The following is a 15,552-nucleotide window of genomic DNA, read 5'->3' as shown; positions in this document are numbered from 1 at the left end:
TCCTCTAGGGGTTCCAGAGCTTCTAAAGCAAAACCAGGCTGCCCTCGCCACCTATGGCGGACAACCTGGTTATGGGAAACGAGTGACCACTAACAATACGCGGATTTCGCAGCCTCGCGAATAGCGTCCTCGGCCTTCTTCGGATCGCCGTCGATCACACCGTTGGCCTCCAGCTGGCCTGCAGCCAACGGGGTGTACACATCGGCCTGCCCACCGCCCTCGGCGGTGCAGTGCGCGTGACCAGCCGCGATGAGCTGATCTTCCAAGCCACCGATCTCCGCTGCATCGTTGGCCTTCGCCAGGTCGATGCCGCTGTCCTTCAGGCGCTTCAGGAAGTCCTTGTCCTGATCGCTACGCTGCGCGCCAGAGGGAATGTCGTCGACCTCGTCCACAGTCCCATCGCTTGCCGGGACACCACCACGGTCGCCGGCGGGCTCTGGGGCGTCATTACCTTCCGAAGAACCAGACTCGCCGTCCTTGTCGTCGGCCCCGTCCTTGCCGTCCTTGTCGTCGGACTTCTCGGTCGCAGACTCCGTCACCGAAGGCACCGTCGTGGACTCCGCCGAATTGTCGACCGTCTCATCACCGCCGCATGCCGTCAGCGTGGCCAGCGATAGTAGCGCCGCGCACGCGGCACCGACGGCCACACGAAACTGCCTATTCTTTGTGACGCCCACAGTTAGAGCACCTCAACGCGTCCGTTGACCTCGCGGATCTCGCCGTGCTGGAACTTGATCCGGGTTCCGCCCGCCGGGATATCCTCGTGGTCGCTGGTCGGGTAGCCGAGCTTGCCCTGCTCCCAGCCGCGCTTACCCCACTCGTCGAACACGTTGCCGTAGTAGATCACGTGTGCGCCGGTGGACGGGGACCAGTAGATGTTGCCGTGCTCGAACTCGGAGAAGCGGCCGCCCTTGATGGCCTTCTCGCCGCTCTTTGGCTTGCCCAGCTTGGAGGTTACGCCACCCAGCTGCAGGTACTTCTCAGCGATCTTGCCCTGGACGTAGTTGGTCTTGTTGTCCTTGTCGCGGATGATCACGCCGTTCTGGTACTTCTGCATGTAGCTATCGCCGACCTTCTCCAGCTCGGAGATCGGGTAGCCCAGCGGGCCGTTCTCCCAGCCGGTCTTGCCCCACTCATCCATGAAGTCCTTAGGCACAGCGTGGGCGCCGGTCTCGTGGGTCCAGTAGATCGCACCGTTCTCGAAGGTGGTGTAGCGGCCGCGACCGTTGGAGATGACATTCTCCTCGGAGGTCGGGTAGCCCAGCCAGGAGTCCGGACCGTTCATGGAGGCGTAGTGGGCGCCGATGCGACCCCACACGTAGTGGGCGCCGGTCTTCGGGGACCAGTAGGCGCGGCCGCCACGGAAGTCCTGAACCTTGCCGCCGTCCTTGGCGTCGTACTCATTGGAGATGCAGGCGCCCAGGGTCTCCGGGGCGTTCTTCATGTTCTCCGCGATGGCACCGCCAATCTTGCACTTCGCACCGCGGTCAGCTTCCGGGACACCCAGGGCGTCCGCGATGTGCGGCCATGCCTGGATCATCTCGTACTGCCAGTACGGCCAGTCGTGGGTTCCGGAGGGGCGGAAGGCCGTGATCGGCTTCACGCCGGCCTTCTTCGCGTACTTGACGAAGGTCTCGGTGGTCATGCGGGACATAGCCTCCAGGCCGAAGCCGGCCATGTTGGAGGGCATGCCCGGGATGGTGCCCGGCTTGTCGTACTTGCCCGCGTTGCCGTTACCTGCGGAGACGTAGACGGTCATGTCCTTCAGCGCATCCACGCCCAGCTTCGGGTCGTGGTCGATCCAGTCCTGGGAGCCGAACTCGCCCCACATCTTCTTGGCGTCGTAGCCGTTGCCGTCGTTGGTGGCGTAGGCGATGGCTTCCGGCATGCCGTAGGAGGTCGTGTCCAGGTAGCCGGAGAAGGAGCCGACGAACTTCCACATCTCCGGGAAGCGCTCGGCCAGGTTCATTGCGGCGGTACCACCCATGGACAGGCCGGTGATCGCGCGATCCTCGTTGGCGCGCCAGCCCTCGCGCAGGACGGGCGGCAGCTCCTTGGTCAGGAAGGTCTCCCACTTGTAGTGCTTGCCGTTCTCCGGCTCGTTCCAGTCCGTGTAGAAGGAGGACTCGCCGCCGACGGGCAGAATCACGTTGACGTTGCGGTCTGCGTACTGGTTGGCGATGTTGGTGGACAGGGTCCAGCCGGACTCATCCTCGCGGGCGCGCAGGCCGTCCAGGGCCCATACGGTCGGGAACTTGCGGTCGGGCTGGGAGTACCAGTCGCGGGCCAGCAGGATCTGCACCTTGATGGGCTTGCCAGGCATGGCGGCGGAGTTAATGAAGACGTTGGCCCAGCGCTCGGTGATCCACTCGACGCGGTCCACGCTCACGCCCTCCGGCAGGCCGTCCAGGTGCTGCTCGGTAACCTCGCGCGGGGTGCGCTTCGGAACGCTGTCCGGGTCCAGGTAGCTGGTGCCGGAGCCTGGGCCCATGGAGCCACCGAGGGAGCTCTGCGCGGTGGCGGCCGGCATCATTGGCATTGCCAGCGCAACGGAAAGCGGCAGAGCCAGGATCGCCGCGCTCTTACGGCGGAGGCTGCTGGCGGAGCGAGTGCGACGGGAGAGGTTCGCTGCTAGGCGCATAGTCTTCATTCTTTCTGTTGCTCTTTGGTTGTATGTGTAGCTTTGTCTAGTGCGTGTCTAAGCGCCGGTTCTTGCGGCCGAAGCAGGTTCCCCTCCTGCTTCGAACACCACCGGGCGCTTCTTCAGGCCATTCTCTATTCACGTTTACGTCTATCGCGACCTGGATCTTCTCAAGCTTTTCGCGCTTGTATCGCAGGTGCGCTTCTAGCACGTGAGCAATTATGGCAAGCAAAAGCGCTTTCACATGGACAACACGCGGAACATTTAAAGTTTTACTTGAGGGTTAGCCTACCATGTTGCCAGTGTTACTTATGTGATTCTTGATGTTCTTTCTTATTGACGCCCCTACACCCCGTTCGTAATAAGCCTCAATACCCCACCAGCGCCACCCGCACCCCAGCCCCTCACGCGCAGCGCCAACCCCAGGCAAGCAAAAGCCACCGCCCCAGGCAGCACCTAGGGCAGTGGCTTTAAGAGTTTAGGAAATCGCTAGAGCGTCCTAAGTTTAGGCACCCAGCGCGCGCAGGATGTGCGGGCGAGCCTTGCTCAGCTCCGCATCCCAGTACGGCCATGCGTGCAGGCCGTTGATTGGGTAGCTCACAACCGGTCGAGCGCCAGCTGCGCGGGCAGCCATCTCGAACTTCGCAGTGGAGGTACGCGCCATCCACTCCAGACCAATACCAGCAGCGACGCCCCTCGGATTCTCCAGGAACTTCTCGCCGCGGGAAGGAACGCCACCGGAGGCGGCCAGGTACAGCGGCATGCCACGGAAACGGCCAGCCTGAACGGTCGGGTCATTACGGAAGCGGCGCGGATCGACCGGGCTGCCCCACATATCCCAGATGTTTGCACCCTGGTCAGCGTCAGACATCGCGTACTGGATTCCGGCATACATACCCGGCCAGGTCGGGTTCAGGTAACCAGACAGGGAGGTCGCCTGCTTGAACTGGTTGCGGTGCCATGCGGCCAGGTTCATTGCGGCAGTACCGCCCATGGAAAGACCGACGATGGAGTTGCGGGTCGGGCTCACGCCGAAGTTGCGCTGCAGGTAGCCCGGCAGCTCGCGGGTCAGGAAGGTCTCCCAACGCGGCTTCTTCGGGCCACCCTTACCGCCGTACGGGCCCATCCAGTCCGTGTAGAACTGAGCCTGCCCGCCGACCGGCATAACCAGGGTCACGTCGTCGTTGACGAACTTCTTCACAGCGTTGCCCGACCAAACCCAGGCGTTCCAGTCCTGGCGTGCACGCAGACCGTCCAGCATGTAGACGCCAGCGTTACCGCCACGGGAAGATGGCTTGATCTGCACCTGGATCTTCTGACCCATCGCCGGGGAGTAAACCCAGCAGTTCTGCAGGTAGTACTTGTGCTTGCTCCAGTGGCAGCCCGGGCGCAGGTGGCCACGGTTGTCAGCAGCAGCGGTGGGTGCAGTAACAACGGCCATGCCCAGCGCAGTGGCAACAGCTACCAGGAACGCAGTGAGCTTGGAGCCCAGACCCTTGGTCTTCTTAGTCGTGTTCATGTAGTCCTAAATGTCTTGAAACGTTCTGACGAGAGACGCGCCGAAGGCTCATCTCGAAACACAGGATGCGTGTACGTTACCAAATCTTTACGATCGCACTCAAAGTATTGATCGAATCTCTTTCACGAAACGCTACATCCCTAGAACCTTCTCAGCGAATCCTTAGAGGCGCCTATTCACACGCCTCCCTCGCTCCACTCACGCCACTGCAACCCCATCACTAGCAAGCTAGAAATCCAGCGCACCCCCCGAAAGTGCAGAACGCCGACTCCCCCGCAAAGGAGAAGTCGGCGTCACAAAGAAAGAACAGAGAGTTAAACCTAGAACAGTGGCACGATGTACACCGCCATCGCCACACAGAACAGCCAGGCCAGAGCCAGCAGCTGCAGGGTGCGATCCTCGAGGGCGATCTCGTCGGGCGCGCCGCCCTCACCGCGGTCAACGTCCGCGGCGTAACGCAGAATCGCGATGGTAAACGGCACCATCGAGACCTGGTACCACACGGCGGCCACACCAGACTCGACCGTCTGCGCCAGGCCAAAGCCCCACAGCGCGTAGCTCAGCACCACGGCGGTGGCGGCCAGGGTCCAGACAAAGCGCAGGTAGGTCGGGGTGTAGCTCTCCAGGGACTTACGGATCTTCGCGCCCGAGCGCAGCGAAAGCTTCAGCTCCGCGTAGCGCTTACCTGCCGCCATGAACAGCGAGCCGAACGCCGCGACCAGCAGGAACCACTGCGAAAGCAGGATAGAGGCAGCCACACCGCCGGCCATCGCACGCAACATGAAACCGGAGCTCACCAGCGCAATGTCGATCACCGGCTGGTGCTTCCAGCCGAAGCAGTAGCCCAGCTGCAGCGCGATATACACCGCCACGACAATCGCCAGGTTCGTACCCGACGAGGCCAACAGCGAGCCACCAATCGCCGCAATGATCAGCACCACCGACATCGCGTACGCCAACCCCACCGGCAGCACACCCGCCGCGATCGGACGGAAGCGCTTGGTCGGGTGCGCGCGGTCGGCCTCCACATCGCGGGCATCGTTGATCAGGTAGATCGAGCTGGCCGCCAGGCAGAAGGCAATGAATGCGATCAGCACGTCCAGTAGTACGCGGCTGTGGAAGAGCAGCTCCCCGCCAGCAGCCGCAGGAGCCGCGATGACCAGCACGTTCTTGACCCACTGCTTCGGACGCAGCGCCTTGATCATCGCCTCCGGCAGGTTGCGCGGCGGGCGCAGCTTCTTAGTTTCGGTGGCGGTGCTGGTCGCCTGGTTGGGATCTTCCAGCCCGGACGTGTGCGGCTCCGTGCCGATCAACGGCTCCGGCCGGCCGTTGCTAGGCTGTTCGCTCACTGACTCTTCTCCTCACTGTTTTTCTTTGTGACGCCCCCACGTCCCCCATCGACAACCCTGCGCACGGCAATGGCCGTGGCAGCGCCGATGCAGCTTCCGAGGGCGACGTCAGAGGGATAGTGTACGCCCAACACCATGCGCGACAGCGCCATCGCCGGGATGCCCACGAGGGGCAGCGCCCCGGTGCGGTTGTTCGCCGACTGGGCAAAGGCCACGAGGGCGGCGGTGGAGCTGGTTGCGTGCGAAGACGGGAAGCTGAGCTTCGAGGGAGTACCGACGCCGATCTTAATGCGCGGATCGTGCGGGCGGGGGCGGCGGATGATGCGCTTGAGCACCACACTGGCGGCGTGCGCCAGGAAGGCGCTGACGCCCACGGTCAGCCATCCGCGGCGTTCCGGCCCGTCAGCGGGCTTGCCTTGCGCGGCGGCCAGGCCGTAGCCCAGGGCGGCGGAACCCATCCAGCCGAGGGCGTGCTCGCCGAAGTGGCTCATGCCCCTGGCGGTGGGCAGCACTCCCGGCTTGCCGGTCAGCTGCTTTTGCAGTGCGACCAGCAGGTCGGATTCGCCCAGCGGATCGCCGCTTATGCGTGTGGAGCTCATTGTTTCTGCGTTGTCCTTAGTTTCAGTAATTCCAGTAATTCCAGTCTGAATCTTGTTCGTTAGTTCCGGGGGGTTACTTTTCAGCCGCGCGCTCGGGCTCGAAGATCTGCGCCCAACCTTCCCGACTGGTCAGGTACGGGTGCGCTGTCCGGTAGGCATCGCGGAGCTCGTCGAAGCGATCCGCGACCTGCTTCTGCAGGCGCATAGACTCCTGTGCCAACGCGAGCATTTGGCCGCGGTCGCGCTTGCGGTACACCACTCCCTTGCCATCAGCGGTGGTCACGGTCGCCCCGTCCACTCGGGAGAGGCTGAACCAGCGCGCCTCGATGGGCGGGAGGTTCACCTGCGGTGCGTGGTGGTGGCGGGCGTCGGCGGGCTTAGCGTTGTTCAGCAGACCCTTGGCAAGCGTGACGATCTTGGCCTTCTTGCTCAGTGGGATGCGTGTGAGGTCGGCCGGGGCGCCCGTCGCGGCGGGCAGGTCGGTGGCCGACGGGATAACGACCGCGTCGGAGTAGTTCTTGCGCAGCTTCGCGATGCGCGGCAGAGAAGTCTCCAGGATGTCGAACAGCTGATCCGGACCAGCCAGGAAGTCCTTCATCGCCTCGTTCTGGATTGCGACGGTGGAGTACTCCAGGCACAGCAGGTGCTTGGCGGCGGCCTTGGCCATCGAGGCAACGATGCCACGCGGGCTGCCATCGTGCTGGATCGCAGCGACAATCAGGCGGTTACGCAGGTGGAAGTATGCCTGCCAGTCGATGGCATCGTCCTTATCGGACCAGGCCATGTGCCAGATCGCGATCCCCGGCCAGGAGGCGGTCGGGAAGCCAGCATCCTTCGCGCGCAGGCCGAACTCGCCATCATCCCACTTGATGAACAGCGGGAGAGGCTGACCAATGGTTTTCGCGACAACGCGCGGGATCATGCACATCCACCAGCCGTTGTAATCAACGTCGATGCGGCGGTGCAGATCCTTGGAGTTCTCCGAACTATTCGGGGTGCCGTAGCCCTTGCTCACCACGTCCCGGGCCACCGGAGCGATGGGCTGGCCTGCCGCGTTGTGGGCCGCACCATCGCCCAGGTCGCGTAGTGGGTGCTGGTAAAAGTCATGGTCGTAGTGGGTGTGGGGTGCGGCGGTCCACATGAAGGAGCCACGGTCGATGACCTCACCCATGGTGTGCAGGTGGCTGCGCTCCTGCAGGTTCAGCATCTGGCCGCCGATCAGCATCGGGGACTTCGCGTAGCGAGCAGCCGCCAGGGCGCGCAGCACGCTATCGGGCTCGATGGCGATGTCGTCGTCCATGTACAGGATGTACGGGCTGGTGGTACCTCGCTCCTCGTGGAGAGCCTCGTACATGATGCGGGAGTAGCCGCCGGATCCGCCCAAGTTGCCCTGTTGCACGATGTGTAGACGGTCGCCGAAGTGCTCCGCAACCTCGTCGAAGTCCGGTTCGTCGGCGGGGTGCTTGTCGCCCTGGTCGGGCATGATGATGGCCTCGATGCGGCCATCGACCTCGGGATCGGAAGCGAGCGCGTGGAGTGCTGCGACCGCGTCGGCCGGACGGTTGAACGTTGGGATGCCGATGGTGACGCTCGGCTCAGCGACCGGCAGCGTCTCCCCTTCGAAGGTCTGCTCGCCGGCATCGACGTTGGCGTACCAGCCCGCGGAGTGCAGGCGGGTTTCCTTCTCGCAGGTCAGGTCGAACCAGATCCAGCCGCCGTCCTCGAACGGGGCCAGGGAGATGGTGAACTCGGCGATTCCGTGGCCGCTTTCATCAGTTTCGATCTGGGCACCCTCGATGCCAATGCGGGAGCCGTCGTACTTGGAGCGGTATAGGTCTACGCGGGCCTCACCAGTGATTTCGATGCGCAGCTTGACCTCGTCCAGCTGGGACCAGCGGCGCCAGTAGGAGGCGGGGAAGGCGTTGAAGTAAGTCTCGAAGGAAGTCTCGCTGCCCGCTGGCAGGATCGCTTCGGTACGGGAGATGGCGTTTACGCGGCCGGGGGTGGTGGCCTCGTTCTCTACGAAGTACAGGGAACGCACGTTGCGTGGTTCGCCGCGCTTCGGCAGCAGAATGCGCGCCAAGCGGGTGGCGTCGAACTCATCGTTGGTATTGGCTTTCACTGGCTGAGCGTTCATTTGCTGAACACAGACCTCCGCATAGGCAATAAAGACATTGGAATATATCCGATTATCCACGAAAGCCCGTCACAAGAGCTTGTGCGACACAGCCCCAGTTCAGCCCGAGTTGGGCTCTTAGTCGAGGCGCCCCCGCTTAGCCGCTGATAACTTCACACCTAACATAACACTGTGGGATGTTAGGCGGGAAGCTAGGTGTTATGCTGTTCCCGCACCCTCATTTAGCTGCAGTTTTCCACTCTTTTCCACTATCTACCAGGGTTCTTCCGATCTTCAAGCATTCGATAACGCTGCTTCGGGCTCCGCGCAGGTTCCGTTCGCTCTACCAAACCTTCACCAATCAGAGCATTGACTGCTTTTTGTACAGCTGTCCGGCTCAACTGGGTTTTCCCTACAATTTCGCTAGTCGAAGAAGAGGACCCCTCTTTTAGAATTGCCAGAACATGGTCCCTCGCCGTTGTATACCTCTCCTGGGTAGCAACCCGCCGACGGTGGAATATTATTGTGAAACTATCAAGCCGATTAATGTACTCAGGTTTTGGCATAAGAGCGTCTTCCAAGGACTGATTAATCGTTGCGATACCCGTACCACGGTTTTCCGCCACGCGCCCCGCCTGATTCCCTTCACCCGGCAGGGAAACTTCCTCCAAGAAACTTGAAATCCGTTGGTTACGAGTGGAGCTAACCCCGGGTTCCCCCAGATGACGAACCGTTACACCACCATATAGGCCGCCTGGACTTGTAATCTCTAGCCGATCTATAAACATATTGATCTGCACCTGACTCCCCTGTGCTGATGGCGAGTAATCTCGGTGCATCAGCGCATTCACTAAAGCCTCACGTACGGCAATTGGCGGATAGTCGGGAAGATCGATCCGAAACTTTTCACTAATCATGGCCCCAGTGCGCATATTCCGCTTGACTATATCGACACCGGCGTCAACCAGTTCGGGGATAGTACCCGTCAGCCTTGCACTGTCGAGAAGCCTCAAACCAGTGGTTACGCTACCTTTACTTGTCCCTGGAAAGAGCGCAAATGTAACAGTCAAGCGTGGGAAGAACTCTTGAGGGTAGTCCCCCATAACCAACAAGGCAGCCAAGGTCGCACTCCCATCCTTGGTGATTCTGAGCCTTCTTAGCGCTACTTCACGACCTTCTTTGAAAGTCTTGGGGCGCTGCCGCTGCTGCACCTGCAGATATTCTCCGAGCACCTCTGGATCTAGATCCTCTACAGTGGCCTCGGGAACTGGCCTTTCGTCCCATTTTGGCTGGGTATGCTCTTCGAGAAGCTTGTCGATTTCGTAATTTGAAAGCTTGGTATCCCCCTCCCCCGTACGAATGTAGCTTCCTCCGTATCGGCCTTGATCCGTTACGTAGCAAGGTTTGTCGAAAGGGCTGAATTCCTCCAGTTCCGCCGCGACGATACGGCCCCCTTCAAAAGGAAGCACCGATATTTGCGGTCGCACTGGTGGCGTCACTTGCCTGCAGCGCGTCTCTAGCGCATCCTGCGCTTTGAGAGCATCGAATTTGTCTACTGGAACAAATCCAGCATCTTCGTCAAGTCCGACAATGATGAGACCGCCACCAGCATTAGCAAAGGCACTCAGAGTTTCACGAATACTCTTGCCGACGTTGCCCTTAACTTCGACAGCTTGAGTGTCTGAACCTACCAGGCGTAGATTCGCGACGATTTCCTTCAAAGAACCTTCGTCCATGGTGGCTCCACCTAAAACAACTTCCCACTCATCTTCACACCTAACATAACACTGTGGGATGTTAGGTGGGAAGCTAGGTGTTATGCTTCTCTTCCCATTCAGTGCAAGAATGACAGACTCGCCGCAAGAAGCCTGCACTGTTTCACATTGGTGAAGCTGTGAACAGATCCTGCGGAGGCAGAATGACTTTGTTTCAGTTCTGTGCATTAAGGGGCGGCGCCAGATCCCGAGATTCCTGGGCTCCGCGCCAGGTAATAACGGCGCCGGCTGTCGCGATCAGGACGATGCCCGTCGCCATAGACCAGGTGAGCTGGTCTCCAGAAAAAGCCCAGCCCAGGACCGCTCCGATCACAGGATCCAGCGCAAAGAGCGTGCCAACAACCGCCGCCGAAACAATTCCAGCAGCGATCGTATCCACTACATAGGGAACAACAGCGCCGATGAAACCAGAGATGACGATGATGCCCCACATCGAGCCGTCAACATGCGGCACCGCCGGGACAGAGAACGGCGCGAGCACAAGTGCCGCGACAACCACAGACAGCGCCAGATCCGCCATGCCACCACCCTCGGTTTTGCCAACGCGGGCAGCAAACAGCGTGTAGGCGCCGAAGAAAATCGCACCGACCGCGCCGAATCCAAGACCGACGATGTCCAGGTCGTTGGAGGGCTGCGCGATCAGAGCAACGCCGACGAAAGCGGCGATGGCCCACAGGCGGGAGCGCCACATGGTCAGTCCTAGAAAAGACACGACGCAGGGGCCAAGGAAGTCGATAGTGACGGCGACGCCTTGGGGCAGGCGGGCGATGGCTGCATAAACCATCATGTTCATCATGGCAATTGCGATGCCGTAGACCACGATGTTGAGGGCGCGGGTGCGCGTCATGCCAGACAGCTTCGGGCGGAAGATGACCACCATGATGATGGCGGCGGCAGTCATGCGCAGGCCCGATACGCCCGGCGCGCCGACCGTAGAAAGCATGTCTGTGACCAGTACCGCCGCGGTTTGGGTGCCAATCGAGCCGATGAGAACCAGGAGGATCGGCGCCACTGGCAGGGTGAGAAACTTGCTCACTCGCCGCGACGATGGCTTTTGCTTGGTTGCCTTTGTTTGGGTTTTCTCACGCGACATCCGTGCAACATTAGTGCAGCTTCCTCTAGTTGAGGCAATCGAGATCTAGCAACAAAATAGTAAAGATAGTAAAAATAGTAAAGATAGTAAGAGATAGTAAGGAGGCAAGATGCCGCCCACTCCAGCTCGACCTAAGAACCCCTTCACGGCAACAGTTGGGAAGACGCCGCTGGTACTTGCGGGACGCAGTGAATACCTCCACGACTTCGACGCTGCCATCCAGGATGGCCCCGGAAGCCATGAACGTATCTCCATCATTACCGGCCCTAGGGGTATCGGCAAGACTGTTTTGTTGAATGAATTTGAAGCGGTCGCAAAGACCCACTCGTGGCACGTTATCTCCGAAACCACGACCCGTGGTTTCAACGACCGCATCCGCGACCGCGCCTTCAGACTCCTACAGGATCTTTCCGATGAGCCCACACGCCGCCTGTCGGGCATCAAGCTCCCTTACCTCGGCTTCGAGACCGAAGCTACTCCCTCCTTTTCGCCCACACCGACGTTGAGGTCGGTACTCGAAGAGCTTTTCGACCGACAGGCTGAGCTTGACACCCGACTCAACCAAGAACCAGTCGGCCTACTTATCACCCTGGACGAGCTGCACTACGCCCACATGGACGAAATCATTGAGTTCGGGACAACCATTCAACATCTCGTCCGCGAAGACCGGGAGATTGCGATTGCGATGGCTGGCATTCCTGGCGCCGTGAAACCACTTCTTGCCGCTGACGAAGGTCGTAACCCTGTGACCTTCTTGCGCCGCGCGAACAAGATTGAAACCGGAATGGTGCCGATCGAAGAAGTACACACAGCGCTTTATAAAACCACCGAACAAGTCGGGGTCTCGTGGACCCTTCAAGCACTCGACAACGCAACCAAAGCGACCGGTGGCTACCCCTTCATGATTCAGCTAGTTGGGCAACACGCTTTCCGTAACTACACCGGCAACGCGATCGACGAAGAAGCAGTATCTCGCGGAATTGGTGACGCCCGGAGAAAGCTCGGACAGCTTGTGCACGAACCTTCGATTGCAGATCTCTCTGAGGTCGACCGGACTTTTCTCATCGCAATGTCGACCGACGACGGCCCCTCGCGCATGTCGGACATTGCAACCAGGATGGGTGTGGACGCGCAATACGCGGGAAAATACCGCAAACGCCTCATTGACGCAGAAATGATTCGCCCAACGGGTCACGGGTTCGTCGATTACGAACTGCCGTATATGCGCGAGTACCTACGCTCCCATCACGCGACCGATGCACTAGAGCAGTTCTCCATCTGGCCGGAGTAGGAACGCCCCGAGCCCGCGCCCTAGTGCCCGCGCTCCTGCTCCAGCGGCTCGCCCGACTCAAAGAACGGCGCCAGCTTGTTGTCGTACATCGACAGCGCAGAACCGATCGCCATGTGCATGTCCAGGTACTGGTAGGTGCCCAGGCGTCCGCCGAAGAGCACCTTGTTCTGTGCGGCTTCCTCAGCGGCCAGCTTGCGGTAGGCCTCCAGCTTCTCGCGGTCTTCCGGGGTGTTGATCGGGTAGTACGGCTCGTCGCCCTCCTCCGCGAAGCGGGAGAACTCCTTCATGATGACCGTCTTGTCCTTCGGGTACTTGTCGCCCCGCTCCGGGTGGAAGTGGCGGAACTCGTGGATGCGGGTGTACGGGAACTCGGCATCGTTGTAGTTCATCACCGGGGTGCCCTGGAAGTCGCCGGTGTTCAGCACCTCGGTCTCGAAGTCGAGGGTGCGCCAGCCCAGGTGGCCTTCGGCGTAGTCGAAGTAGCGGTCCAGCGGGCCGGTGTAGACAACCGGCGCGTCCGGGTTGGCCGCGCGGACCTCGTCGCGGATCTCGAACCAGTCGGTATCCAGGCGCACCTCGATCTTCTCGTCGGCGGCCATGTTCTCCAGCCACGCGGTGTAGCCCTCCACCGGCAGGCCCTCGTAGGTGTCGTTGAAGTAGCGGTTGTTGAAGGTGTAGCGCACCGGCAGGCGGGAGATATTAGAGGCCGGCAGTTCCTTCGGGTCGGTCTGCCACTGCTTGGCGGTGTAGTCGCGCACGAAGGCTTCATACAGCGGGCGGCCAATCAGGGCGATGCCCTTTTCCTCAAGGTTCTTGGCCTCTGCCGGGTCCAGCCCGTCGGTCTGGTCCTTAATCAGCTGGCGAGCCTCGTCCGGGCTGTAGTACTTGCCGAAGAACTGGTTGATCAGTCCCAGCCCCATCGGGAACTGGTAGGCGGTGCCCTTGTGCATTGCAAACACGCGGTGCTGGTAGTCGGTGAAGTCCGTGAACTGGTTGACGTAATCCCACACGCGCTTGTTGGAGGTGTGGAACAGGTGCGCACCGTACTTGTGAATCTCGATGCCGGTCTCCGGCTCGGCCTCGGAGTATGCGTTACCGCCGATGTGGAAACGCTTCTCCACCACCAGCACATTCTTGCCGACCTGGGTTGCCGCGCGCTCGGCCACGGTGAGGCCGAAGAAGCCGCTGCCGACAACGATGAGGTCATACTTGTTATCGCTCATGAAACCCAAGGGTACCGACAGGCGTGTTCACCAACATGGCGACGCGCTTGACTCTGTTAAATTCACCACTTTAGGTAAGGCTCCCCTATACAAATAGGGGGAGTACCCCATATACTTCATTAATGAAGGCTCTGGCGCCCTCGCTGGAGCAAAACAGCAGATCAACGCACTTGGATTTTATCATGAACCTCTCTGCCCTCCCCATGCAAGACCGTCCAGATTCTGAAGTTGGTGGCCACTGGCTTCTTGCACGAGTGGGAAAGAAGGTGCTCCGCCCAGGTGGACTTGAGCTCACCAACCAGATGGTGCAGGCCGCAGATGTCCGAGGTAAGGACATCGTCGAGCTCGCCCCCGGCCTTGGCCTGACCGCGCAACTCCTGACCGAGCAGGGACCGAAGAGCTACACGGGTGTGGACGAGGATCCCGACGCCACCGCCTCCACCACCGAAGCCCTCACTGAGCTCACCGCGTCCATGACCGCCGAGAACAGCAGCGCAGTTTCGACCACCATCCCAGAAATTGCAATGGTCACCGCAAACGCCAAAAGCACGGGACTTCCCGATAGCAGCGTGGACGTTGTCTTCGGCGAGGCCATGCTGACCATGCACGGCGAAAAGGCGAAGTCCGCCATCATGGCCGAGGCGTTCCGTATCCTTCGTCCAGGTGGAAAATACGTCATCCACGAACTATGCCTGGAGCCAGACACTCTGGCCGATGAGGACAAGCTGGAAATCCGGCGCGCCCTAGCTAAGTCCATCCGCGTCAACGCACGCCCGCTCACCACTGAGGAATGGGATCAGTTGGGTAGGGACGCCGGCTTCACCGTCGCCGAGCACCACTACGCCGACATGGCTCTGCTCAAGCCCAAGCGCAACCTGCAGGACGAGGGCATCAAGGGAGTGCTCCGCATTGCCTTCAACCTGATCCGCATGCCGGACGCTCGCAAGCGCGTTCTCAACATGCGCAGTGTGTTCAACAAGTACTCCGACCACCTGCAGGCCATCGGAGTAGTCCTTGAGAAGGCCTAGTTCCCATGTCTGACAATGATCTGACAGGCCCATTTGGAGACTCGGGAAATGTCTCCGAAGGAATTCCGGAGAAGCCTCGGCAGAATGAACAATCCAGCACCAAGAGGATGACTGCCAGCGGGATCAATTGGCCAACCGTGGGAACAAGCGTACTGGCCAGCGCGGTCGTGGCTGCACTGTTCTTGGGATTTGGGCTGCAGGTGGGTCGCGACCGTATGGATAGTGCTGAGGCGCTGGCCAACACCCAGACTGCGCCCGAACAATCGCTCCAGTCTGGCTCAGACTCCCTTCAAGCAGATTCCACTCCGCGTCCTTCCGCAACCCCATCCGCGACTGCCACCCCCACCCCATCAGCAGCTGCGTCAGCGAATGGCGGCAGCAGTAACTCCGGTACAGTGGCCGGAGCTGCAGGAACTGCGGGCGGTGCTGTCACTGTGGGAGCAGAGGACACGGGCGCAACAGGCAATGCTCAGCAAGCACAGTCTGGCGACAACACAGCCGACCCAAACACCGGCTGGTACCCAGCACAAGGCATCAGCGCGTCCTTCGCTGCAACCAACCCAATCCCTTCGCTGGACGACCTCAACGGCGTGATCCACGCACTAGTCGCCACCCCAGGCTCCGACGAAGAAAAAGCCAACAACCTAGAGGGCGGCATCTCCGCGGCCGTAGTCCCACGCACCGTGTACAACCTCGGCATCTTCCGCGAACCACTCGGCTGGAAGCGCGTCTCCGGACCGCTGAGCGTCAACGGCAACACCGCCTCCGCCACGCTGAACGCCAGCTCCGCGGGTAGACCGACCATCTCCATGCGCATCAACTTCATCTACCAGGACGGCCGATGGAAGCTAGCAACAAGCTCGCTGCGCAACGGTGTTCAGGCAGTCGGCCTGCCCGTGGCTGATGCCTTCTAGGTGG

Annotated in this window: 12 protein-coding genes; 3 read left to right on the top strand and 9 right to left on the bottom strand. The window is 60.7% G+C overall.

Annotated features, from left to right (window positions below):
* Nucleotides 1-89 precede the first annotated feature (89 nt).
* The 8 genes from MHX52_RS07205 to MHX52_RS07170 all read right to left on the bottom strand — a co-directional run bounded on the left by MHX52_RS07205 (nt 90) and on the right by MHX52_RS07170 (nt 11,035).
* The gene (locus tag MHX52_RS07205; RefSeq protein WP_239317391.1) at nt 90-677 is read right to left on the bottom strand and encodes a DUF732 domain-containing protein; all 588 of its coding nucleotides are present in this window, start codon (nt 675-677) and stop codon (nt 90-92) included.
* Between the two features lie 2 nt (nt 678-679).
* Nucleotides 680-2,641 (bottom strand): alpha/beta hydrolase-fold protein, encoded by a 1,962-nt coding sequence (locus MHX52_RS07200; RefSeq protein ID WP_370642230.1) that lies wholly within the window; start codon nt 2,639-2,641, stop codon nt 680-682.
* Nucleotides 2,642-3,146: 505 nt separating this feature from the next.
* Nucleotides 3,147-4,160: an alpha/beta hydrolase family protein gene (locus MHX52_RS07195; RefSeq protein WP_239317390.1), complete on the bottom strand. Its 1,014-nt coding sequence runs from the start codon at nt 4,158-4,160 to the stop codon at nt 3,147-3,149.
* 320 nt (nt 4,161-4,480) lie between these two features.
* Nucleotides 4,481-5,509, bottom strand: coding sequence for a decaprenyl-phosphate phosphoribosyltransferase (locus MHX52_RS07190; RefSeq protein WP_035005858.1), 1,029 nt, complete (start codon nt 5,507-5,509; stop codon nt 4,481-4,483).
* Nucleotides 5,506-6,108: a phosphatase PAP2 family protein gene (locus MHX52_RS07185; RefSeq protein ID WP_239317389.1), complete on the bottom strand. Its 603-nt coding sequence runs from the start codon at nt 6,106-6,108 to the stop codon at nt 5,506-5,508. Before MHX52_RS07185 ends, MHX52_RS07190 begins: the two co-directional genes overlap by 4 nt.
* Before the next feature lie 73 nt (nt 6,109-6,181).
* Entirely contained in the window at nt 6,182-8,245 is a 2,064-nt protein-coding gene (locus MHX52_RS07180; RefSeq protein WP_239317388.1) for a glycosyltransferase, read from the bottom strand.
* A gap of 248 nt (nt 8,246-8,493) precedes the next feature.
* Nucleotides 8,494-9,960 (bottom strand): ATP-binding protein, encoded by a 1,467-nt coding sequence (locus MHX52_RS07175; RefSeq protein WP_239317386.1) that lies wholly within the window; start codon nt 9,958-9,960, stop codon nt 8,494-8,496.
* Between the two features lie 193 nt (nt 9,961-10,153).
* On the bottom strand, nt 10,154-11,035 hold the full coding sequence (locus MHX52_RS07170; RefSeq protein WP_239317384.1) for an EamA family transporter: 882 nt from the start codon (nt 11,033-11,035) through the stop codon (nt 10,154-10,156).
* Nucleotides 11,036-11,201: 166 nt separating this feature from the next.
* On the opposite strand from MHX52_RS07170, the gene MHX52_RS07165 reads away from it, so the two are divergent.
* Nucleotides 11,202-12,383, top strand: a complete 1,182-nt coding sequence (locus MHX52_RS07165) for an ATP-binding protein (protein WP_239317382.1) — start codon at nt 11,202-11,204, stop codon at nt 12,381-12,383.
* Nucleotides 12,384-12,403: 20 nt separating this feature from the next.
* On the opposite strand, the gene glf is transcribed toward MHX52_RS07165, so the two are convergent.
* Nucleotides 12,404-13,606 carry a UDP-galactopyranose mutase gene (gene glf, locus MHX52_RS07160; protein ID WP_239317380.1) on the bottom strand — a complete coding sequence of 401 codons (1,203 nt, stop codon included), beginning with the start codon at nt 13,604-13,606 and terminating at the stop codon, nt 12,404-12,406.
* Between the two features lie 266 nt (nt 13,607-13,872).
* Here glf and MHX52_RS07155 point away from each other — a divergent pair, with 266 nt between their 5' ends.
* Nucleotides 13,873-14,634, top strand: a complete 762-nt coding sequence (locus MHX52_RS07155) for a methyltransferase domain-containing protein (protein WP_338027551.1) — start codon at nt 13,873-13,875, stop codon at nt 14,632-14,634.
* Between the two features lie 137 nt (nt 14,635-14,771).
* A complete protein-coding gene (locus MHX52_RS07150) occupies nt 14,772-15,548 on the top strand; it encodes a hypothetical protein (protein ID WP_239317376.1) in 777 nt (258 codons plus the stop codon).
* The last annotated feature ends 4 nt before the right edge of the window (nt 15,549-15,552 follow it).

The sequence above is a fragment of the Corynebacterium sp. ACRQJ genome, from assembly GCF_022346045.1.
GTDB classification, from domain to species: domain Bacteria; phylum Actinomycetota; class Actinomycetes; order Mycobacteriales; family Mycobacteriaceae; genus Corynebacterium; species Corynebacterium evansiae.
Note: the sequence above shows the minus strand (reverse complement) of the source record. Positions and strands in the feature narration are given on the sequence as shown.

What these genes read in the sequence shown, in the direction of transcription:
- MHX52_RS07185 (WP_239317389.1), bottom strand. Translation starts at nt 6,108, where the DNA reads ATGAGCTCCACACGCATAAGCGGCGATCCGCTGGGCGAATCCGACCTG.
- MHX52_RS07180 (WP_239317388.1), bottom strand. Translation starts at nt 8,245, where the DNA reads ATGAACGCTCAGCCAGTGAAAGCCAATACCAACGATGAGTTCGACGCC.
- glf (WP_239317380.1), bottom strand. Translation starts at nt 13,606, where the DNA reads ATGAGCGATAACAAGTATGACCTCATCGTTGTCGGCAGCGGCTTCTTC.
- MHX52_RS07195 (WP_239317390.1), bottom strand. Translation starts at nt 4,160, where the DNA reads ATGAACACGACTAAGAAGACCAAGGGTCTGGGCTCCAAGCTCACTGCG.
- MHX52_RS07165 (WP_239317382.1), top strand. Translation starts at nt 11,202, where the DNA reads ATGCCGCCCACTCCAGCTCGACCTAAGAACCCCTTCACGGCAACAGTT.
- MHX52_RS07175 (WP_239317386.1), bottom strand. Translation starts at nt 9,960, where the DNA reads ATGGACGAAGGTTCTTTGAAGGAAATCGTCGCGAATCTACGCCTGGTA.
- MHX52_RS07200 (WP_370642230.1), bottom strand. Translation starts at nt 2,641, where the DNA reads ATGCGCCTAGCAGCGAACCTCTCCCGTCGCACTCGCTCCGCCAGCAGC.